At 65.6% G+C, this 311-nt stretch carries 1 pseudogene; it reads right to left on the reverse strand.

Annotated elements, in window-relative coordinates:
* Nucleotides 1-311, reverse strand: a pseudogene (gene clpA / locus B3605_RS11980) (ATP-dependent Clp protease ATP-binding subunit ClpA); the annotation flags it as partial.

The following is a 311-nucleotide window of genomic DNA, read 5'->3' on the forward strand; positions in this document are numbered from 1 at the left end:
TTGCCGACGCCGGTCGGGCCGGAGAAGACGTAAGAGCCGATCGGCTTGTTCGGTTCGCGCAGGCCGGCGCGGGCCAGCTTGATCGAGGTCGAGAGCGCTTCGATGGCGAGATCCTGGCCGTAGACGACCGAGCGCAGTTCCTGCTCGAGATTGGCGAGAACGGCTTCGTCGTCCTTCGACACGCTCTTCGGCGGGATGCGGGCCATCGTGGCGATCGTCGCCTCGATTTCCTTCTCGGTGATCAGCTTGCGGCGCTTGGACGGCGGCAGCAGCATCTGGGCCGCACCGGTTTCGTCGATCACGTCGATCGC

Source organism: Rhizobium sp. UBA1881 (genome assembly GCF_002338015.1).
Taxonomy (GTDB): domain Bacteria; phylum Pseudomonadota; class Alphaproteobacteria; order Rhizobiales; family Rhizobiaceae; genus Rhizobium.